Raw genomic sequence first — 1,711 nt, 5'->3', positions numbered from 1 at the left:
GTCCGGGAGCGCGTGCTGATCCGGATCCCGTCCACTGTCTCGACCTCGCCCTCCAACGCAAGAACCGTGTGTCCGAGGATGCCTTTGCGCCGGACCTCCGGGAGCGCCCGCGGCTTGCTCAGGTGTAGCTCCTCCGAGTCCGAGAGCCAAGGAGGCAATATCTGGCATCGGAGCCTGGCAGCGGTGACGTGGGAGATCCAGGCGCCGGGCGACGCTGCGGCCAACGCACGAGCCGCCGCCTCCAGCTCGAAGTCCCAATCCGTGGGCCGGTAGAGACCCCGGCTGATGTGAATTACGTCGGAGTGCCTGAGTCTGGTTCTCGGCACTCCCAAGGACCTTGCATCCGCGATGGTAAAGGGTGCTGCGCTGAGTGGACCGGGAAGCTTCGTAGGCTTTTCCATGCTGGCATTTTGAACCTATTTGGAAAGCCGCGCAGGAGTTATCCACAGATGTCCCGGATCGGCGCGGCGGCAGGCGCAAGCGCCGCGCCGGACCTGAGGGAGCGTCGGTTGGGGAGTTGCCGGACCTGAGGGATCGTTGGTTGGGGGGATGCAGGAGGTGAGGGAGCGTCAGGTGGGTTAGAAGAGGCCGACCGGGTTGCCGGCGTCGTCGACGTCCATCCGCATCGCTGCCGGCACCTTGGGCAGGCCAGGCATGGTCATCACGGCGCCGGTGAGGGCCACGATGAAGCCCGCGCCGGTCTTGGGGATGAGATCCCGGACGTGGATGGTGAAGCCCTTGGGCGCACCGAGCCTGGTGGCGTCGTCGGTGAAGGAGTACTGGGTCTTCGCCATGCACACCGGCATCCCGGACCAGCCGTTCTTCTCGATCTCGGCCAGCCGTTTGAGCGCGGGCACGGAGAAGTCCACGCCGTCGGCGCCGTAGATCTCCTGCACGATGGTCCTGATCTTGTCCTCCACGGACATCTCCAGCGGGTACAGGTGCCGGAAGCCGTGCGGGGCGTCGATCGCGGCCGCCACCTTCGCAGCGAGCTCGTCGCCGCCGTCGCCGCCACCGCCGCGGCCCCACACATCGGCCACCGCGGCCTGGACACCCTCCGCGGCGCACCACTGAAGCAGCCAGTCCAGCTCCTCCGCGGTGTCCGTGGCGAATTTGTTGACCGCCACGACCGGGGTGATGCCGAACTTCTCGACGTTCCGGATGTGGCGCCGCAGATTGGCGACGCCGGCGGCCAGCGCCTCCACGTTCGGCTCCTTGAGCAGGTCTTTCGGCACGCCGCCGTGCATCTTGAGCGCCCGGACGGTAGCCACGAGGACGACGGCGGACGGGGCGACGTCGGCCATCCGCGCCTTGATGTCCATGTACTTTTCGGCGCCGAGGTCCGCGCCGAACCCCGCCTCGGTGATGACGATGTCCGCAAGGCGGCGGGCCGTCTGCGTGGCGATGAGGGAGTTGCAGCCGTGGGCGATGTTGGCGAAGGGCCCGCCGTGCACCAGCGCCGGGGTGCCGGCGATGGTCTGCACGAGGTTGGGTTTGATCGCGTCCTTGAGCAGCATGGTCAGGGCGCCCTGGACGCCGAGGTCGGCCACGGTGACGGGCCGGCGGTCGTAGGTGTAGCCGAACGTGATCCGGCCGAGCCGGTCGCGCAGATCGTTCAGGTCCGTGGCGAGGCAGAACACGGCCATGATCTCCGAGGCCACGGTGATGTCGAAGCCGTCCTGCCTCGGCGTGCCCTGGGCGGGCCCGCCGA

At 68.0% G+C, this 1,711-nt stretch carries 1 protein-coding gene and 1 pseudogene; both read right to left on the bottom strand.

Annotated elements, in window-relative coordinates:
- Window positions 1–401 (bottom strand): annotated as a pseudogene (locus Y706_RS29705) (hypothetical protein); the annotation flags it as partial.
- A 177-nt stretch (window positions 402–578) separates the two neighbouring features.
- Window positions 579–1,711, bottom strand: a 1,133-nt coding sequence (locus Y706_RS23795) for a formate--tetrahydrofolate ligase (protein WP_043434908.1), incomplete at its 5' end; no start/stop codon positions are given.

This window comes from Arthrobacter sp. I3 (assembly GCF_000520575.1).
Lineage (GTDB): Bacteria > Actinomycetota > Actinomycetes > Actinomycetales > Micrococcaceae > Arthrobacter > Arthrobacter humicola_A.
Note: the sequence above shows the minus strand (reverse complement) of the source record. Positions and strands in the feature narration are given on the sequence as shown.